The 17,647-nt window shown below is 63.7% G+C and carries 16 protein-coding genes; 3 read left to right on the forward strand and 13 right to left on the reverse strand.

Annotated elements, in window-relative coordinates; all coding sequences use genetic code 11:
• The first annotated feature begins 6 nt into the window (after positions 1-6).
• Positions 7-1,131: an asparaginase gene (locus tag GA566_RS08285; RefSeq protein WP_160472481.1), complete on the forward strand. Its 1,125-nt coding sequence runs from the start codon at positions 7-9 to the stop codon at positions 1,129-1,131.
• 21 nt (positions 1,132-1,152) lie between these two features.
• Here the strand turns inward: GA566_RS08285 and GA566_RS08290 are convergent, their stop codons facing one another.
• A complete protein-coding gene (locus tag GA566_RS08290; RefSeq protein WP_160472482.1) occupies positions 1,153-1,599 on the reverse strand; it encodes a PaaI family thioesterase in 447 nt (148 codons plus the stop codon).
• 161 nt (positions 1,600-1,760) lie between these two features.
• On the opposite strand from GA566_RS08290, the gene GA566_RS08295 reads away from it, so the two are divergent.
• Positions 1,761-2,018, forward strand: coding sequence for a DUF1289 domain-containing protein (locus GA566_RS08295; RefSeq protein WP_160472483.1), 258 nt, complete (start codon positions 1,761-1,763; stop codon positions 2,016-2,018).
• Between the two features lie 193 nt (positions 2,019-2,211).
• On the opposite strand, the gene GA566_RS08300 is transcribed toward GA566_RS08295, so the two are convergent.
• The 4 genes from GA566_RS08300 to GA566_RS08315 all read right to left on the reverse strand — a co-directional run bounded on the left by GA566_RS08300 (position 2,212) and on the right by GA566_RS08315 (position 7,735).
• On the reverse strand, positions 2,212-2,883 hold the full coding sequence (locus tag GA566_RS08300; protein ID WP_160472484.1) for an MOSC domain-containing protein: 672 nt from the start codon (positions 2,881-2,883) through the stop codon (positions 2,212-2,214).
• A 17-nt stretch (positions 2,884-2,900) separates the two neighbouring features.
• Positions 2,901-3,620 carry a glutamine amidotransferase gene (locus tag GA566_RS08305; RefSeq protein ID WP_137928503.1) on the reverse strand — a complete coding sequence of 240 codons (720 nt, stop codon included), beginning with the start codon at positions 3,618-3,620 and terminating at the stop codon, positions 2,901-2,903.
• 96 nt (positions 3,621-3,716) lie between these two features.
• Complete coding sequence (locus GA566_RS08310) at positions 3,717-6,182, reverse strand: penicillin acylase family protein (RefSeq protein WP_160472485.1); 2,466 nt, start codon at positions 6,180-6,182, stop codon at positions 3,717-3,719.
• Positions 6,183-6,304: 122 nt separating this feature from the next.
• The gene (locus GA566_RS08315) at positions 6,305-7,735 is read right to left on the reverse strand and encodes an aldehyde dehydrogenase family protein (RefSeq protein ID WP_137928505.1); all 1,431 of its coding nucleotides are present in this window, start codon (positions 7,733-7,735) and stop codon (positions 6,305-6,307) included.
• A 199-nt stretch (positions 7,736-7,934) separates the two neighbouring features.
• Here GA566_RS08315 and GA566_RS08320 point away from each other — a divergent pair, with 199 nt between their 5' ends.
• Positions 7,935-8,588 carry a hypothetical protein gene (locus GA566_RS08320; RefSeq protein WP_137928506.1) on the forward strand — a complete coding sequence of 218 codons (654 nt, stop codon included), beginning with the start codon at positions 7,935-7,937 and terminating at the stop codon, positions 8,586-8,588.
• A 4-nt stretch (positions 8,589-8,592) separates the two neighbouring features.
• Here the strand turns inward: GA566_RS08320 and creD are convergent, their stop codons facing one another.
• The 8 genes from creD to GA566_RS08360 form a co-directional block, all read right to left on the reverse strand.
• Positions 8,593-10,008: a cell envelope integrity protein CreD gene (gene creD / locus GA566_RS08325; protein WP_160472486.1), complete on the reverse strand. Its 1,416-nt coding sequence runs from the start codon at positions 10,006-10,008 to the stop codon at positions 8,593-8,595.
• Between the two features lie 112 nt (positions 10,009-10,120).
• Complete coding sequence (creC, locus tag GA566_RS08330; protein WP_160472487.1) at positions 10,121-11,560, reverse strand: two-component system sensor histidine kinase CreC; 1,440 nt, start codon at positions 11,558-11,560, stop codon at positions 10,121-10,123.
• Between the two features lie 21 nt (positions 11,561-11,581).
• A complete protein-coding gene (creB, locus tag GA566_RS08335; RefSeq protein ID WP_160472488.1) occupies positions 11,582-12,277 on the reverse strand; it encodes a two-component system response regulator CreB in 696 nt (231 codons plus the stop codon).
• 241 nt (positions 12,278-12,518) lie between these two features.
• Positions 12,519-13,472, reverse strand: a complete 954-nt coding sequence (locus tag GA566_RS08340; RefSeq protein WP_160471606.1) for an IS110 family transposase — start codon at positions 13,470-13,472, stop codon at positions 12,519-12,521.
• A 306-nt stretch (positions 13,473-13,778) separates the two neighbouring features.
• Positions 13,779-15,401, reverse strand: a complete 1,623-nt coding sequence (locus GA566_RS08345) for an ABC-F family ATPase (RefSeq protein WP_160472489.1) — start codon at positions 15,399-15,401, stop codon at positions 13,779-13,781.
• A gap of 208 nt (positions 15,402-15,609) precedes the next feature.
• Positions 15,610-16,545, reverse strand: a complete 936-nt coding sequence (gene ldcA, locus GA566_RS08350) for a muramoyltetrapeptide carboxypeptidase (protein ID WP_160472490.1) — start codon at positions 16,543-16,545, stop codon at positions 15,610-15,612.
• 49 nt (positions 16,546-16,594) lie between these two features.
• Positions 16,595-17,158 carry a tRNA adenosine(34) deaminase TadA gene (gene tadA, locus GA566_RS08355; RefSeq protein WP_137924671.1) on the reverse strand — a complete coding sequence of 188 codons (564 nt, stop codon included), beginning with the start codon at positions 17,156-17,158 and terminating at the stop codon, positions 16,595-16,597.
• 12 nt (positions 17,159-17,170) lie between these two features.
• Entirely contained in the window at positions 17,171-17,647 is a 477-nt protein-coding gene (locus GA566_RS08360) for a 6-carboxytetrahydropterin synthase (RefSeq protein WP_137924670.1), read from the reverse strand.

Genomic DNA, 17,647 nt, shown 5'->3' on the forward strand with positions numbered 1-17,647 from the left:
GAACGCATGCAACATCCTGCCAAGTTGAAACCCATCGTCACCGCCCTGCTGCTGTCCGCCACGCTGATGGCCGGCGCGGCCCATGCGCAGCTCGCACCGTCGCCCAGCGCCACGGCGCCCGCAGGCACCACGGCCGAGGCACGCAAGGCGAACATCGTGATCATCGGCACGGGCGGCACCATCGCCGGTGCAGGGGCCTCGGCCACCAACACCGCGGCCTACCAGTCCGCCGTGGTGCCAGTCGACAAGATCATTGCCTCGGTGCCGGAAATCTCGAAAGTCGCCAACGTCAAGGGCGAACAGATCTTCCAGATCGGCTCCGAGAGCTTCAACAACGAGCGGCTGCTGAAACTGGGCAAGCGCGTCTCCGAACTGCTCAAGCAACCGGATGTGGACGGCGTGGTGATCACGCACGGCACCGACACGATCGAGGAAACCGCGTACTTCCTCAACCTCACGCTCAAGAGCGACAAGCCGGTGGTGGTGGTCGGCTCGATGCGTCCGGGCACCGCGCTGGGTGCCGATGGCGCGCTGAACCTGTATGACGCCGTGCTGGTGGCGTCGAGCCCGGCCTCGAAGGGCAAGGGCACGCTGGCCGTGCTCAACGACGAGATCCACACCGGCCGCGACGTGACCAAGACCAATACGTTCAAGACCGAAACGTTCCGCTCGCCGTTCGGCCCGCTCGGCTACGTAGTGGAAGGTCGCACGCTGTACTACCGTACGCTGGCCCGTCCGCACACGACGCAGACGGAGTTCGATATCGACAAGATCGACAAGCTGCCGGAAGTGGCCGTGGTCTATGCCTACGGCAACGTCAACCCAGCCAGCGTCGATGCTGCGGTGAAGAGCGGTGCCAAGGCCATCGTCTATGCAGCCACCGGTAACGGCAGCGTGGGCGACTACATGGTGGAATCGCTCAAGGCGGCACAGGCCAAGGGCGTGCAGGTGGTACGCGCATCGCGCACCGGCAGCGGCATCGTGGTCCGCAACGCCGAGCAGCCCGATGACAAGTACAACTGGATCGTGACGGATGACCAGCTGCCGCAGAAGGCGCGCATCCTGATGGCGCTGGCGCTGACCAAGACCAACGATCCGAAGGCGCTGCAGCAGATCTTCTGGAAGTACTGATCCCGCCGAAGTCCTGACGTTTCAAAGAAGGGCCGTGCTCATCAACGCCTTGGCGCAGAGCGCGGCCCTTTCATTTTCCGCTTCCGCATAGACCGCGACCTCGGTCACCACCTGCCTGCGGCCCCGACGCACCACATCGGCCACTGCCCGCAGCGTGGCGGACTTCGCCGGCGCCAGGTACTGGATGGACAGCGAAGACGTTGCCCCGCCCTTCACCGTTTCCTGATCCACGTTCGTGAACGCCGCCGCCGCGCCCGCTACATCGATCAGCGTGGCGATGACACCGCCATGCACCATGTCGCCCACCGTGATGTTCTGCATGCTGAACGGCAGCAGCAACTCCACATGATCGATCTCGACCCGGCCAAAGCGGATGCCAAGCGCACGCGCCACGGGCGAACCAATGAGCACCGATTCGAGCATGGCCATCGCGCGGGGATCTACAGTCTGGACGGTCTGGTCTGGCATGGGTGGTCTCCTTGTCCGGGTGTGATAGCGGTTGTGAAGACAGCGTAGGTGCCGGGCCGGCGTTCCACAATGACCTCTGCCGTAATAAGGACTCGGGGAGGGATGCGGGGGGCCGTTTATAATGCGCGGTCAGTCATTGCCGCCCCCGCCTTTCCCGCCACATGTCAGACCACCCCGCCGATCCGCTTCACCCGCAGGCCCCTATCCCGCAAGCCGACGCGGCCCAGTCACGCCTGGCCGACCGTCCGGACAGCCCCTGCATCGGCATCTGCTCGACCCTGTTCGACGAAATCTGCCAGGGCTGCGGCCGCACGGCAGGCGAGGTCAGCAACTGGGTGTTCTATAGCGAAGAGGAAAAGCAGGTGATCTGGGAGCGGATTACGAGGGAAGGGACGGCCTGGCGGTTTCGGGAGGGTTGAACCCTATCATCCCTGATGGTTTACTCCCCTCTCCCGCAGCGCGGGAGAGGGGCGGGGGAGAGGGCAAGAGGTTCTGCTTACCGACTGGTCGAATTTTGAACTGCCGCCCCTCTCCCCCAACCCCTCTCCCGCAAGGCGGGAGAGGGGAGCAAGACAAAGGGAGCGCATAGCGACGGTCGTTAGTGACGATTCATCACCCACCCGCCAACCGCTTCTCCATATCTTCCACCACCTGACTCGCCACGCGTTGTCGCGCCAGCTTCCTCCAGCTTTCCGCCAGACAAGGTAGCTCCGCCATCTCGGCGAGCGCCGCATAGTTGAGCCGATCCACGTAGAGCACATGCAGCAGGCGCTGCAGTGTCCATTGCGGATAGGGACGGTTCACCAGCTCCAGCCGATCGCCCGCAGCGATCTCGCCTTCTTCGATCACTCGGTAATACCACCCCGTCCTGCCCGAGCCCTGCACGGCACGCGACATGCCAGCAAACCCGAAACGGTGATTGAGTTTCCAGCACGGCTGGCGCGCCTGCGAGACTTCGAGCAACGCCGTGCCGAGCCGATAACGATCCCCCACGCAGACATCGGCCTCGGTCACGCCCACGGTGCTCAGGTTCTCGCCGAACGCGCCCGGTTGGTCAAGCGGCGCCACATTGCCGCCCTGCCCGGCCAGTTCCTGTCGCCAACCCGCATAGTGATCGCGCGGATAGTGGTGCAGCGCTTTCTCAGGGCCGCCGTGATGCCTGGGGTCGCCCTGCTCGTCGATATCCAATCCGACGGTCGTGACACGCACCGGACCGTCGACTGGGGATTTGGCGATGCCGCTCGGCACGCCCTTGGGTCCGAATGGCTGGAGTCGGCCTGCCATAACGGTATCGACAACAATCACAACCCTGCCTCCTCCATCCAGCGCGCGAACATCAGTTCGCCCGCACTGGCTACCGTCGCGCCAATCTCAGCAGTGCGGCGGCGGATGGTGCGGGGATCGACGCCCGCCTTGGCGAGTTCGACGGTATGGCCGATCAGCCAGGTCTCGATGTCGCCCGCCTTGACCTCGGGGTGGAACTGCAGCGCCAGCACATGCTTGCCGATGGCGTACGCCTGATTCGGCGTGGCTGCGGTAGAGGCCAGTCGTTCGGCACCCTCCGGCAGGTCGAAGGTATCGCCATGCCAGTGCAGAACTTCCCAGTCGGCATTGGCGAGCAGTGCCAGCGGCGACCTCTTGCCGGCTTCAGTCGGCTGGATCGGCGCCCAGCCGATTTCGCGTGTCCCCGGATAGACCCTGGCGCCCGACGCCGCGGCAATCAGTTGCGCGCCCAGGCAGGCACCGATAATCGGCAAACCCGCTTCCAGACGTTGGCGGATCACGGCAATCTCGGCTTCCAGCCATGGATAGGCTTCGGTTTCATAGACGCCGATCGGGCCGCCCAGTACCACGAGCAGGTCCGCCGGATCGGTCTGCACCAGCGTCAGGTCATCGACGCCCGCCTGGAACAGGCGGATCTCATGGCCGCGATCGCGCGCGACATCCCCAATCACACCTGCATGTTCAAAGGCGACGTGCTGGATCACGTCGGTGCGAGGCTGGCGCCTGGGTTCGGTCATCGGAGGGCACTCCTGCTCGGAAGTTGTAGGCCCGTCTCCCGCGAACGGGAGAGGCGAAAACCGGATGGTACTGCCAAACTCCGCCCGCCGTCTTATCTAGGGTTTCGGCTTTCCAGGTTGCAGGACCAGCGTGTCGAAACTGTCGCCACCGGGATTGCGCCGATGTCCTCCAATCGTGACAAACTCCACACGCGCCCACTTGTCCGTCCAGTCCCGATAGTGCGGCGACAGCGCGTTACCCGACTGCCCCGTCGATGCCATGAAACGAGAATCGGACAAGTCCGCCAGATCGTAGATGGCACGCAGGCTCGCCGCATGGTTGTTTTCAAATGGCGCGTTCTCGTCGCGCAGGCTGTGGCGTCCGACATCGACCGTATAGGTATCGCCGCCCGTGCGCACCCGCACGTTGAACAGGCTGTTGAGATACGGCACCTTGCCGAACGGCTTGTGCTCGGAGCGCGCCGTATGCGCCTTGCCCCAGCGCCACTTGCCCGCATCGTCGCCATACCGGCGATCCAGATCGGCGATGGCGCGTTGCCATGCCACACCAATCGCATCCGCGCAGGTCTCCCGCGTGGTGGTGCGTGTGTTGTCGCACCAGAACGCGCCAAGGCCCGTCGGGTCGCGCAGCGCGTTCATCATCGGCTGCTGCACGTTACGCTGCTCCCAGAGCTTGCCGAACGCCGGATCGCCCACCTTGTCCTCGAACAGCACGCGCGACAGTTCACGCAGCCATGCAGTGGCCACCAGCGGCTCTGCGCGGTCGGCGGCCATCGTGGCGTCCCACTTGCGCAGGGCGTCGAGCAGATCGCGCTGGCGGGCGGGCAGCGATTTGTCGCTGGCTACTGGTGCGGCCAGCAGCAACGGCAGCGCGTCGCGCACGGCCAGCGACAGCACATCTTTCTGGATCGCGCCGAAGGATTCCGGCGTATGGCGCGGCGTGGCATCGAGCAACGTCTGGATGCGCTGGGCGCGATATGGCACGGTCCATTCGCTGGTAATGAAGTGCGGATAGTTGTCGTCGACAATCTTCTGATTGGCCGTGACGATCATCCCGTTGGGCGGGTTATACCGCTGCGGCAGTTCCTCGAACGGGATGAAGCCCTGCCAGTCGTAGCGCGCGTCCCAGCCCGGTGCCGGCGCCAGCCCCATCAGGTCGTTGTCCGCGCGGCGGATCGGCACCAGCCCTGGCGCGATAAAACCGATGTTGCCATCGACATCGGCATAGACCATGTTCTGCTGCGGCGCGTGGAAGTCGCGCAGCGCGGTGGTGAAGCTCTTCCAGTCCGTCGCCATCCCCATGCGCAGGCTGGCCTGGAAAGTCTTGTCGTCGGGCCGCAGCGCCGTCCACTGGAAGGCGACCACATACCGCTCGCCCAGCGGCTTGGCCGCCGCGCGGATCGGCTCGGCCACATCGGACATGACCGGGCCATGGCGGGTGGTGCGCACCTGCATCGAGACATCCGACTCGCCCTTCACACGGATGGTCTCGGTACGGGTCACAAACTCGGCCCAACCGTCCGGCGTCTGATAGCGTTTGGGATTGGCCGGGTCGATCCGTTCGATGAACAGGTCCTGCACATCGGGCGCCGTGTTGGTGAATCCCCACGCGATGCGTTTGTTGTGGCCCAGCACCACGAGCGGCGCGCCAGGCAACGTGGCGCCGGCCAGTTCGATCCCTGGCGCCTGGAGATGCGCGAAGTACCAGAGCGCAGGCGCCTGCAGCCCCAGATGGGGATCGTTCGCCAGCAACGGCTTGCCGCTGCGCGTGTGCGCGCCCGATACCACCCAGTTGTTCGACCCCATGCCCTCCACATAGCCGGACGGGGCATGTTCCATCACCTGCGCCATGGCCGTGGCCACCGGGGCCAGGTGCCGATAGAAGTTGGCGTAGTCCATCGTCCGCATGGGCTTGTCGCCGGGATACGGTGCCAGGAGTTCGGCAATCCGCGAGGTGGGCAACTGCTGGGCCAACCCCATGCGCAACACTTCCTGCGACCAGTTGCCGCCGAGATCCCAGGCCATCATGGTCTGCCAGCCAAGGGTATCCACAGGCTCCCAGTGTTCGGGCTTGGTGCCGAGGATCAGGAATTCGGGGGGCAACGCCGATTTGCGCGTGTCGATGAACGCGTTCACGCCATCGGCGTAAGCCTGCAGCACGGCGCGGGTCTCGGGCGAGGCGCGCGCGTAGACCTCCTCCGCATTGCGCCGCACACCCAGCGTGCGCAGGAACCGGTCATTGTCGAGCGCTTTCGGTCCGAGGATTTCCGCGAGCCGGCCCGCCACGATGCGCTTGTTCATCTGCATCTGCCACAGGCGATCCTGGGCATGGACATAACCCAGCGCGTAATAGGCATCGAGCGCGTTGGCCGCCTGGATATGCGGCACGGCGTTGCGGTCGCGCACCACCACAACGCGGTCCCGCAGGCCGGAGAGTTGCAGCGTGCCAGCCGTATCCGGCTGCGACGCCTGGCGATACCAGATATAGGCGCCGATGCCGCCGGTGACGGTCAGCAACAACACGCACAGCAACAACCAGCCCAGCCTCTTGAACCAGCGCATCGGACCATCTCCCCCTTGGAAATCCGCAAGCATCGCAGATTTCCGTCGATACAAAAATGCCCGGGCAGGCCGGGCATCGAGATTTCAGATCGGAATTTTCACGGTATCCGCTCGGATGCCGCTCAGGCAGGCTTCTTCAGTTGAAGCGACTTGTATTCGAGGAATTCCTCCAGTCCGAACTTGCCGCCTTCGCGTCCGTTACCCGATTGCTTGAACCCGCCGAACGGCGCGTTCATGTTGAACGGACCGCCGTTGATATCCACCTGTCCGGTACGGATACGACGTGCAACCTTGATGGCCCGCGCCTCGTCGCCGGACCACACGCCGCCGCCCAGGCCATAGACGCTGTCGTTGGCGATGCGGATGGCGTCTTCCTCGGTGTCGTAGCAGATCACCGACAGCACCGGCCCGAAGATTTCCTCCTGCGCCACCGTGGCGCGCGGATCGACATTGCCGAGCACGGTGGGCTTGACGTAGAAGCCACGGTCGAAGCCTTCCGGTGCGTCCGGTCCGCCTGCCACCAGTTCCGCGCCCTCTTCCAGGCCACGCCGGATGTAGCTGGTCACGCGTCCCTTCTGCACATCGGAAATCAGGGGTCCGAGGCGGGTCGTCTCGGACATTGGATCGCCCAGCGTGAAGCCTTCCACGACCTTGGCCGCAATCGCCTTGACTTCGTCGTAGCGGGTACGCGGCACCAGCATGCGGGTATGGGCCGAGCAGGTCTGGCCCGAGTTCAGGAAGCAGGCGCTGATCGTACCCTTGACGGCCGATTGCAGGTCCGCATCGTCCAGGATGACCGATGCCGACTTGCCGCCCAGTTCCAGCGCCACGCGCTTGACCGATTGCGCGGCCAGTTCGGACACGCGCTTGCCGGCGCGGGTTGAGCCGGTAAACGACACCATGTCCACTTCGGGATGGCTGGCCAGTACCTCGCCCACCACCGGGCCGAAGCCGGTGACAAGGTTGAACACGCCAGGCGGCAGGCCGGCGGCTTCGATCACCTCGGCCAGCACGAATGCATTCAGCGGCGCCACTTCCGATGGCTTGAGCACCACGGTGCAGCCTGCGGCCAGCGCGGGTGCCACTTTCAGCGTGATCTGGTTCAGGGGGTAGTTCCACGGCGTAATCGCCGCCACCACGCCTACCGGTTCACGGACGACCAGCGAATTGCCAACCTGCTCCTCGAACGCAAAATTCTCCAGCAGCGTGGCGGCCTGGCCCCAGTTGTAGACGGGGCCGCCTACTTGAATCGCGCGGGCCAACTTGATCGGCATGCCCACTTCGCCGGCGATCAGCTGCGCCAGTTCCTCGGTGCGGTCCTTCAGGCCCTCGGCGATCTTGCGGATATAACCGGCGCGGACGGCCGGCGACGTATTCGACCAGCCATCGAAAGCCGCGCGGGCGGCGGCGATGGCGTCTTCGGCATCACGGGCATGGCCTTCGGGGATGGTCCCCATGACAGCCTCGGTGGCCGAATGGATGACTTCGATACTTCCCGTGCCGTGCGGAGCGACCCACTTGCCGTTGATAAACACTTTGTCTCGTTGTTGCATGGCCACAGCCCTCGTTAGGTGAATCGGCGATTGCAATTTTTTTGTTACTTTTATGGTGCCCCACATTGTAGAGCGGTTTCCTGTTATGGAATTCTTGCGGTTCCAACAGTCTCACCGTACAGGTGGCGATAATCGGCCGCGCACCATTCTTCCGAGGGGCCTCGCCGCGGGCGGCCGAATCATAAAAAAGGAGCGAGACATGGTCGACCCGATCTATCAAAAGACGGAAGCAGGTCAGGAGGAAATTCGTACCCGCGCCCGCAAGCTGGACCAGAAGTTGCGCGCGCTGTTGCTGATCGTGAACGGGGAACGCAGCAGATCGGCGCTATTGGCGCAAGTCAGCGGCATGGGCGTGAGCGACGCAGCGCTCGACACCCTGCTCTCCCAGGGACTCATCGTGCCGATCCCGGAACCCGTCAACGCAGCGCCACCGCCTCGCGCCGGCAAGCCTGAACCGGCCCGCACCCGGCCGGAAACCAACCTCTTCGCCGCGTACTCGGGATTCAATTCGGCTGACGGCAAGGGCATCGACGACCGCTTCGACGTCCTTGCCGATACCACCATCGCCCCGGCGATGACTCCCGCACCGCCTGCGCCAGTCGCTCTTGCCGGGGCCGACAACTACCAGCGGCTCTACCACTTCTTCACGGATGTGATCGGCAATCACCTCGGACTGCGCGGGTACGTCATGCAGGTCAAGGTCGAAAAAGCCTCCACCATCGTCGAACTGGCGGCGTTGCGCGATGTGTTGGGTACTGCGCTGCAGAAGGCGAAAGGCGACATCACGGCCCACGCGATCATCGACCAGCTCGATGATCTGCTGGCGGAGATGGGGGTGGCTCCGGCACGGTGAGCCGCTATGCGTTCCCCTCTCCCGCTTGCGGGAGGGGGGAACTCACCGCCGGCGTCGCCGGCATCCCCACCGTGTACCAATCCACCTTCCGCGTGACCGCCATGATGATCATCAGCGTCACGAACAGCAGCGCGGTGCCGAGCACGAGGGCGTTGTCTTCCGAGACCAGCAGGCCGTAGAGCGCGCCATACAGCACGGTGAGCAGCGTGGCGAAGCCGAGGCTGCGTTGCCAGCTTCGCAGCACGAATGTCAGGTAGAAGCCTAGCAGTCCGATACAGGCGGCGCTGGCGATGATGTACGCCACCACGAAGTCCACATGTTCCGAGAGGCTGACCAGCAGCAGGAAGAACATCGCCAGGGCCAGGCCGGCCAGCAGGTACTGAATCGGATGGATGCGCAGCGTCTTGACCAGTTCGAACAGGTAGAGTCCGGCAAAGGTCAGCAGCACGAACAGCAGGCCGTACTTCACCGCGCGTTCGGCCTGCACGTAGATGTTCACGGGCTCCATCAGCGTGACCGATGCCGACTGCAAGTGGCTCGCGTCTTGCGACGACGCCAACTGTTCCCGCACTCGGGTATTGAACGAGGTAATCGACCAGTCCGCGCGGAAGCCGTCCGTGGACACCGTACGCTGGCGCGGCAGGAAGTCGCCATCGAAGCTGGGGTGCGGCCACGGCGACTGCATGCTGAACTGGTTCAGGCCTGCCACTGGCGTGATGGCCATCGAGCGGGCGCCGAGCACCGAAAGCTTCATCGAGAACGGCACGATGCGCGCATCGGCCGGCTTGCCCGCCATGCCGCTGGCATCGATACGCGCATGCAGGCCCTGCGGCAGGCTGGACAGCCGCGTGCCCTGCACCATTTTCAGCGCCGCGCCTCCGAGTTCGATCACCGGCTCCGACACCAGACCCCGCATATCGGCCACGCCCACCATCACATAGGGCTGGCCCATGTCGAAGCGCACGTGGTTCGTCGATTTCGTCAGATCCACGGTCGACTTGGGATCGGGCAGTTCGATGGTCCCGTTCAGGTCGCTGGCAGTCTCGTAGACGATGGTCTTGTGAATGCCACGGTAGCGTTCGCTGGGCGTGACCACGGTCCGCACTTGCAGCGTCTTGGGGAAGATCAGGATCTGGCGCGATTCCTCGCGATAGGTGGTGGCCGGTTTGAAGGTAGCGGGCGCTTGCGGTGCCGTCCGATCGACCGCAGGCGGATCGGCGATGACTTCCTTGAAGGGCACCACGATGATCGGACCCGTCAGGGTCTGCGGACCAGCATAACTCTGCCAGATACTGCGCTCGGCTTCATCGCGATAGGCACCACGCTCGCGCACGATGCCGAGCACCATTTGCAGGGCGATCCAGAGCAGCAGGATCACGCCGCCAATCATCAGAATGCGGAAAATCAGAGGTTTGTTCATGGACGTCTTGAGGTGTCGAGTGGACATGCCGCAAGACTAGCCAGCGTCTGTGGGCGCGCCGAGGGCCCGATGTGAAACGTCTGTGAAGCGCCAGTGAAGCCTCTTGCCGCGTTCAGCCCGACACGGGCAGTGTCAGGACCGCACTCGCCCCACCGCCGAGCCGATTCCCCACGGTCACCTCGCCACCGTGCAGGTGCGCCACCTCGCGCACCATGCACAATCCAAGCCCCGTACTGCGATCGCCACCGGGACGCGGCAGCGAATAGAACCGCTCGAACAATCGTCCCGTCGCGTAATCAGGAATCCCGGGGCCGCGATCCTCGACCCGGATCACGACGCCATCCTGTTGCGATGCCGATTCGAGAGCGATATCGATGACCGAGCCAGACGGCGCAAAATCCAGTGCGTTTTCGAGCAGGTTGACGATGGCCTGTCGCAACAGAAACGCATCGCCGGTCACGGCAGGGATTGAATGTGCAGGCGGCTGCCAGCGCAGCTGTACATTGCGTTGCCGCGCGCGAGGTTCCAGCGACTGCACGATCTGCGCGATGTCGTCGGCCAGCGGCACCGGCTCGCGGTTTTCAAGCCGCTGCCGCTGCTCCACTTCGGCGAGCGCGAGCAACTTGCGGATTAGCTGGTCGAGCCGCTGCGACTGGCTGCGGATATTGCCAAGAAACCGCGCGCGATCGGCGGCAGGCATATCTTCCTGCAGCAGTTCAGCCGCCCCGCCGATGGCGGCCAGGGGACTTTTCATCTCGTGCGTCAGCGTGTGGATGTAGTGCTCCACGTATTGCTTGTCTTCGAGCCGCAAACGCATGGTCTCCACAGCGCGACCCAGTTCGGCCAGTTCGCTCGCGCCGCGCAGCGGCATCTCGGCACGCTCGCCAGCGGCCACCGCGCGCGCGTAGCGCTGCAGCTTGCGCAGGCCGAACACAAGCCACAGGGTGCAGCCCACGCCAATCACAGCCGCGCCGCCAATCAGCAACATCCCATACGTGAGGATCTTGCCCTGGCTGCGCGCGATAAACGGCGCCATGGACTGATTCGGCTTGGCCACGGTCAGCGCGCCGACAATCGCATCGCCATCGCGGATCGGCGCCGCCACGTACATGATGGTGCTGGTCTCGTCGTTTGGGTCGGACCGCGTGCTGCGCGCGCCGTACTTGCCCTGGAGCGTCAGATAGACATCGTTCCAGCGCGAGTAGTCGGCACCGATATCGGTCCCGGTGGAATCAAAGCGGACAATGCCCTGCGCGTCGGTGATGTAGATGCGATAGCCGATGACGTCCTTGTGCAGGCCCCAGACGCTGGCATCGACGGGACTCTCACGCAAGTTCTCCAGCCGCCTGGCGAAGTTGCCGTCGGCAACGTGGCCGCTCTTGAAGTCGTCCGCAGCAAGCACCGCCAGTACGTTGGCGGTATCGACGAGCGTATCTTCCATGGCCTGCCGCACGCCCGGCTTCACCTCCTGCACGAACACGCGCAGCGTCAGGAACGCCGCCAGCCCCACAATCAGGAAGAAGCCAAAGAAGATGCGCAGGCCGATATGCATGGCGGGAAGGTCGGAGTTCGCTCAGGTTTCGAGCGAGTAGCCCATGCCGCGATGGGTGCGGATCGGGTCGGCACCCGGATCGATTTCGCGAAGCTTGGCGCGCAGCGTCTTGACGTGTGTGTCGACGGTGCGATCGACGGTATCGAGCGCATCGTGCCAGACCAGATCCATCAGTTGCGGCCGTGCATAGATGCGACCGGGGTGCTGCACCAGCACGGCGAGCAGCCGGTATTCGTAACGGGTCAGGTCAAGCCATCGGCCCCGCCACGCCATCCGCGCGCCATCGGAATCGTGATGGAAGCCGTCAGGAAGAACCGGCGCCGCAGCCACGGGCGCTGACGCCACCGCCCCGCGTGCCCGGCGCAGGATCACGCGCACCCGGGCCGCCAGTTCGCGCGGCGAAAATGGCTTGACCACGTAGTCATCGGCACCGATCTCCAGGCCGACGATGCGGTCGATCTCTTCGTGGCGAGCCGTGAGGAAGATGACCGGCACATCCGAGAAGGTGCGCAGTGTGCGGCAGACCTCGAAGCCGTTGATGTCAGGCAGGCCCACATCGAGGATCACGAGGTCGGGTCGTTCGGCACGCAGCCGATCGAGCGCATCGCCGCCCAGCACGCAATGCGTGGCCTGCATGCCGTCGGTGCGCAGGGCATACAGAATGGTGTCGGCAATCGCGGATTCGTCTTCGACGACGAGAATGGCTGGCGGCTTCATCGCCGCATTATCCGCCATCGCGCGACGGTTCGGGCACATCAAGCAGATATCGGAGGCGACGCAGAAAGGCGTCGAGGTCAAGCGGACGGCGACGGTGCATGGCAGAACTCCTTTTGAGTTGGAGTTGCCAGTGTCGATGGGGGTGGTGAGGGGATTGTGTGGTGGGGGTGAAGCGGGGGAGACGGTCTCACCCGTTCCCTGTTATCGGCTCCCCTCTCCCGCGCGCGGGAGAGCAACCGTGTCAAGCAGGTCGGTTGTTCTGCCAAGGCCGACCCGTCTTGACCATGACATTGAGAATCGTCAGAAGCTTCCTCATGCACCCGACGATGGCGACTTTGAACGGCTTGCCAGCCGCTCTCATGCGTTCATAGAACTCGGTGATCGCCGGGTTGTGCTGCATCGCTGTGACTGCAGCCATGAACAGCGCCTTGCGAACATCGGCACGCCCGCCCCTTATGTAACGCTGACCACGCCGCCTGCCGCTATCGTCATTGAAGGGCGCAAGTCCGACCAGCGCGGCGATCTGCTGGCGGTTTAGCGTGCCAAGTTCCGGCAGCCGTCCGAGCAGCGTGAAGATTGTCACCTTGCCCACCCCCGGCATGCTATCGAGCAAATCCACCTTGTTCTTCCAGGCTTCGCTGGTGCGTAGCCGGTGCGTCATGTCGAGGTCGGTGGACTTGATCCGCGCATCCAGCCACGCGATATGCTCCTTCAAGCTCTTCTGCGCGACAGCCGGCGCCTTGTCCAGGCGGGTCTTTTCCTGCGCACGCATGACGACCAACTGACTGCGACGATCCAGCAAATCAGCGAATTCACGCTGCATCTCGTCGGGCAGCGGTCGCACCGGCGGCCGAATTTGCTGGGCAAAGCGCGCAATTACCCGCGCATCCAGCCTGTCCGTCTTGGCCAGGATGCCACACGCTTTGGCAAAGTCGCGGATCTGCCTGGCATTGATCACCACCACCGGCAATCCAGCGGCAGCCAGTGCCATGCTCACAGGGGTCTCATAACCGCCTGTGGCCTCCATGACAACCCGATCCACCTCGCCATTGACGTTGAGCTCCGTCAGGTGCTCCACGAGCAAGGCGATACCCTTCTCGTCGTTGCTGAACTGGCGCGGGCCGCCTTGCGGCACAACATCGATATCCAGGGTCTTCTTGCTGACGTCGATGCCGATTGCTAGCTTGATATCCATTTGGCTTGTCCCATCCTTGTGTCAATCCGGCGTGCTGCCTTACAACCGTTCGGGCTTAGGCTAAACGCTACCAAGAAATGGACACCACGATCCTAGCTCTCCCTCGAACTTGGACTAACGTCCAGAGCATGGGGTTGTCGATCTGTGGCGTCCGGAGACAATGATGCGACATACAAGGGGTTGGGGGAGAGGGCCAGCGGTCCAAATTGCGGTTAGTCGGCAAGCAGAACTGCCTGCCCTCTCCCCCGCCCCTCTCCCGCAAGGCGGGAGAGGGGAGCAAAACCTCGGGAAAGAAACCCTGAGAAACTAAGCCTCAATCCCCTGCGACTGCAGGTACTCGTCGTACGTACCCAGGTAGTCGGTGATCGTACCGTCCGTGCGGACTTCGATCACGCGCGTGGCCAGGCCGTTGATCAGTTCGCGGTCGTGCGAGACGAAGATCAGGGTGCCAGCAAACTTGTCCAGCGCAATCTGGAGCGATTCGATCGACTCCATGTCCATGTGGTTGGTCGGCTCGTCCATGGCCAGCACGTTGTGGCGGCCCAGCATCAGCTTGCCCCAGATCATGCGGCCCTTCTCGCCACCCGACAGCACCTTCACGTTCTTCTTGATGTCGTCGGCCGAGAACAGCAGACGGCCCAGCGTGCCGCGCAACGACGTGTCGTCGTCGCCGGCCTGCGTCCACTGGCTCATCCAGTCCATCACGTTCACGTCCGTCGGGAATTCCTCGTACGTGTCTTGAGGCATATAGCCAACGTTAGCGTTTTCTGCCCACTTGATCGTGCCACGATCCACTTCCACGCCACGCTGCACACCGGTTTCCACCGCGCTGTTCAGCAGGCTGCGCAACAGCGTGGTCTTGCCCGCGCCGTTCTCGCCGATGATCGCCACGCGCTCGCCGGCCTGAATCGCCATCGACAAGTTGTTGATGATCTTGCGGTCATAGGTCTTGGTGACGCCATCGGCTTCCACCGCCAGGTTGTGCAGCTTCTTCTCGAACTCGAAGCGCACAAACGGGTTCTGGCGCGAGGACGGCTTGATGTCCTCGACCTTGATCTTGTCGATCTGCTTGGCGCGCGACGTCGCCTGGCGAGCCTTGGACTTGTTGGCCGAGAAGCGACGCACGAAATCCTGCAGTTCGGTGATGCGTTCCTTGGCACGCGCGTTGGCGGCCATCTGCCGTTCGCGGGCCTGCATCGACGCCTGCATGTAGTCGTCGTAGTTGCCCGGGTAGACCTTCAGCGTGCCGTAGTCCATGTCGGCCATGTGCGTGCACACGGAGTTCAGGAAGTGGCGATCGTGGGAAATGATGATCATGGTGGAGTTGCGCTCGTTGAGCACATCTTCCAGCCAGCGGATCGTGTTGATGTCCAGGTTATTGGTCGGTTCGTCGAGCAGCAGCACGTCCGGGTTCGAGAACAGCGCCTGGGCCAGCAGCACGCGCAGCTTCCAGCCCGGGGCGACATCGCTCATCGGGCCCTGGTGCTGGTCGGTGGGAATGCCCACGCCCAGCAGCAGTTCGCCGGCACGCGCCTCGGCCGTGTAGCCGTCGTACTCGGCGTACTTGGCTTCCAGCTCGGCGGCCTTCATGTAGTCTTCGTCGGTGGCCTCGGGGTTCGCGTAGATGGCATCGCGCTCGCTGGCGGCAGCCCACATTTCCGTATGGCCCATCATCACTACGTCGAGCACGCGGTTGTCTTCATAGGCAAACTGGTCCTGGCGCAGCTTGCCCAGGCGGATGCCCGGCTCCAGCATGACCGTACCCGACGTTTGCTCCAGGTCGGCGCCCAGGATCTTCATGAACGTGGACTTGCCGCAGCCGTTCGCGCCGATCAGGCCGTAACGGTTGCCCTCGCCGAACTTGACCGAGATGTTCTCGAACAACGGCTTGGGGCCGAACTGCATGGTGATGTTTGCGGTAGAAAGCACGTCTGAAACCTTGTCTGGAAAGCGGGTGTGCCGCGTGGGTACCCTGAGAAGCCTGGAAAGCCAGCGTGGGACCGGATATGTACCCGGCTTGCACCTGATATGGGCGCAGGGGGCTACCGGATGGCGCGGCGGAATGAGGAAATAACCGGGCATTTTAGCACTTGCGGACGCATCCCGTAAGTCAGGTCCGCCAGTGCCGCCTGCGTTACTACAGCGTCGGATACGCCGACAGCGCCAGCGAGAATCCATCCGCCCCCGACTTCACGCGCGCCTGCGCGCCCACCGGCAGCGTCAGCTTGCGCGGGCAGTGGCCGAATGGCAGGCCAGTCAGCACCGGAATGCGCAACTGGGCACGGATGTAGTCGAACACGGTGTCCATGTCATAGCCGTTGTCGTAATCCGTGGTGCGGTAGTTCGAGAAATCGCCGAGCACGATGGCCTGCTGCCGCGCCAGCACGCCAGCCTGCAGCAGTTGCAGCAGCATCCGCTCCACGCGGTATGGCGGTTCGTTGATGTCTTCGAGGAAGAGGATGCCGCCGTCGACTTCAGGCAGATAAGCCGTGCCAAGCAAGCTGCACAGCATGGCGAGATTGCCGCCCCAGAGGGTGCCCTCTACGGTCGTTGCGGCACCTTTCTGCGGCGCGTCGATGTCAATCCGGTAAGCCGGATTGCGCAGGATGCCTTCGAAGTGCTGCCACATGAAGGCATCGGCGGGTTCGGCACCAAAATCAGCCAGCAGCATCGGACCTGCAAACGTTACACCGCCCGTCGCGGCCAGATAGGCCAACTGGAAAGCCGTGAAATCGCTGTGTCCGATGATCGGCGTGCCGGTCGCCCGGGCCTGTTCGGCGATACGTGCGAAATCGATGCTACCGAGTATCCTTGCCAGCCCGTAGCCACCGCGCACGGCCAGCGTCAGCTCGCCTGCGTCGCCCGTGCCGATGGCGTGGAGGTCCGCCAGCCGCTCCTCATCGGTGCCACCAAACCGCAGGTAGCGGCGCGACAGGACCTCGCGGTTGTTGACCTGATAGCCGTGCAGCTTGAGCCATGCGCAGCCGCGTTCGGCAATCGCCGCATCATGCGGATAGCCGGAGGGCGCAACAAGACGGACTGCTACGGGCTGGACTTGGGAGGGTTGGCTCATGCTTCAGCGTTGACGGTAGGGTCGGAACAGCGGAAGCGCCGATTTTCGCCTAATCGGCCGGCGATGGCGAGGGCGGCGTCGGCTGCGCTTCCGTGGCTGCCGCCTGGGCGAGTTTCTGTGCGGCCTTCTGCGCCCGGCGTCGCGCACCGAAGAAATCGCGCAGCATCTGCCCGCATTCGTCGGCCATGACACCCCGTGCGACCGTGGTCTGGTGATTGAGTGTGGCCTGCGCGAACAGGTCCACGACGCTGCCAGCCGCCCCGGTTTTCGGATCGGTAGCGCCGAACACCACGTGCTTGAGCCGCGCGTGCAGGATGGCACCGCTGCACATCGCACATGGCTCCAGCGTCACGTAGATCTCGCACTCGGGCATGCGGTAGTTACCGAGCACCCGGGCGGCGGCGCGCAAAGCCTGCATTTCCGCGTGAGCCGAGGGATCGACAGAACGGATCGGCAGGTTATGACCGCGGGCAATGATCGTGTCGTTCCAGACCACCACGGCCCCCACGGGCACCTCGCCTGCCGCTTCCGCCAGCCGCGCCTCTTCGAGCGCAGCCGTCATGTAGAAGCGGTCACGTGCAGCGTCGTCCTCGAACGTGGGCGCGGTGGTCATGATCCGGCTCGCTCAGTCCTGCGCAGGCAGCGAGAACGGGGCGCTGACTTCGGCCCAGCAGTTCGGCGTTTCGAACAGCACAAGCTTGGTCAGTTGCAGATGGTGGTTGAAGCAGTTGCGGAAGACCGGGGCGAGGATGTCGAATGCTTCCTGCGCCAAATTCTCGACGGTCGGAATGCTGTCGATGACCACGGTCTTGTGGTTGTCCATGGTCTGCAGGAAATTCAGCAGTGCCGTGTCTCCCCGATAGATCAGGAACGCGTGGTCCCACTTCGACACCAGATGCTCGTTGGCGAGCGTCTTGATATCGCCGAAGTCCAGGATCATGCCGTCATCGGGCGCGCCTTCCTGATGCAAGACCTCGCCGGAAAGCGTCAGATCCAGCCGGTAGCGATGGCCGTGGATGTTGCGGCACTGGCCGCCGTGGCTCGGGATGCGGTGGCCGGAGTCGAATTCGAGCCGGCGTGTAATCGAAACTTGTTTGCTCAT

The sequence above is a fragment of the Cupriavidus sp. SW-Y-13 genome, from assembly GCF_009793345.1.
In the GTDB taxonomy this organism is placed as follows: Bacteria; Pseudomonadota; Gammaproteobacteria; order Burkholderiales; family Burkholderiaceae; genus Cupriavidus.

Bases quoted from the DNA above. Each gene is read 5' to 3' on its own strand.
- GA566_RS08285 (WP_160472481.1), top strand. From the start codon at position 7: ATGCAACATCCTGCCAAGTTGAAACCCATCGTCACCGCCCTGCTGCTG.
- GA566_RS08290 (WP_160472482.1), bottom strand. From the start codon at position 1,599: ATGCCAGACCAGACCGTCCAGACTGTAGATCCCCGCGCGATGGCCATG.
- GA566_RS08295 (WP_160472483.1), top strand. From the start codon at position 1,761: ATGTCAGACCACCCCGCCGATCCGCTTCACCCGCAGGCCCCTATCCCG.
- GA566_RS08300 (WP_160472484.1), bottom strand. From the start codon at position 2,883: ATGGCAGGCCGACTCCAGCCATTCGGACCCAAGGGCGTGCCGAGCGGC.
- GA566_RS08305 (WP_137928503.1), bottom strand. From the start codon at position 3,620: ATGACCGAACCCAGGCGCCAGCCTCGCACCGACGTGATCCAGCACGTC.
- GA566_RS08310 (WP_160472485.1), bottom strand. From the start codon at position 6,182: ATGCGCTGGTTCAAGAGGCTGGGCTGGTTGTTGCTGTGCGTGTTGTTG.
- GA566_RS08315 (WP_137928505.1), bottom strand. From the start codon at position 7,735: ATGCAACAACGAGACAAAGTGTTTATCAACGGCAAGTGGGTCGCTCCG.
- GA566_RS08320 (WP_137928506.1), top strand. From the start codon at position 7,935: ATGGTCGACCCGATCTATCAAAAGACGGAAGCAGGTCAGGAGGAAATT.
- creD (WP_160472486.1), bottom strand. From the start codon at position 10,008: ATGAACAAACCTCTGATTTTCCGCATTCTGATGATTGGCGGCGTGATC.
- creC (WP_160472487.1), bottom strand. From the start codon at position 11,560: ATGCATATCGGCCTGCGCATCTTCTTTGGCTTCTTCCTGATTGTGGGG.
- creB (WP_160472488.1), bottom strand. From the start codon at position 12,277: ATGAAGCCGCCAGCCATTCTCGTCGTCGAAGACGAATCCGCGATTGCC.
- GA566_RS08340 (WP_160471606.1), bottom strand. From the start codon at position 13,472: ATGGATATCAAGCTAGCAATCGGCATCGACGTCAGCAAGAAGACCCTG.
- ldcA (WP_160472490.1), bottom strand. From the start codon at position 16,545: ATGAGCCAACCCTCCCAAGTCCAGCCCGTAGCAGTCCGTCTTGTTGCG.
- tadA (WP_137924671.1), bottom strand. From the start codon at position 17,158: ATGACCACCGCGCCCACGTTCGAGGACGACGCTGCACGTGACCGCTTC.
- GA566_RS08360 (WP_137924670.1), bottom strand. From the start codon at position 17,647: ATGAGCAAACAAGTTTCGATTACACGCCGGCTCGAATTCGACTCCGGC.